Source organism: uncultured Kushneria sp., from assembly GCF_947497025.1.
In the GTDB taxonomy this organism is placed as follows: domain Bacteria; phylum Pseudomonadota; class Gammaproteobacteria; order Pseudomonadales; family Halomonadaceae; genus Kushneria.
In genome coordinates, this window is the sequence record NZ_CANMFC010000019.1 from 1 (window position 1) to 374 (window position 374).

The 374-nt window shown below is 70.3% G+C and carries 1 protein-coding gene; it reads right to left on the bottom strand.

Annotated elements, in window-relative coordinates; all coding sequences use genetic code 11:
- Window positions 1-179: 179 nt before the first annotated feature.
- Window positions 180-374: aminotransferase class I/II-fold pyridoxal phosphate-dependent enzyme (locus Q0931_RS16690; RefSeq protein ID WP_366941635.1), on the bottom strand; the 195-nt coding region annotated here is incomplete at its 5' end.

The window sequence follows — 374 nt, forward strand, 5'->3', positions numbered from 1 at the left end:
CGCGCCGATGGTAGTGTGGGGTCTCCCCATGTGAGAGTAGGTCATCGTCAGGCACCCCTTCCGAACCCCGGTCCAGAAATGGACCGGGGTTCCCTTATATGGGCCATACGGCCGTCACGCCCTGCGGCGCCGGCCCCGCCCGCGGTCACTGCCGTGACCGCGGGCGAGGGCGCCCGGCCTCAGGACGCCTCGTGCAGGGTCGCCAGCGCGGCGGTCAGGGCGGCCATCTCCGCCTCGGTGCCGATCGAGATACGCAGCCAGTCCGAAAGCCCCGGCGTGCCAAAGTGACGTACCAGAATGCCGGAAGCGCGCAGACGGGCAGCGACCTCGGCCGCCGCGTGATGGGCGGGTCGGGCAAACAGAAAGTTGGCCCG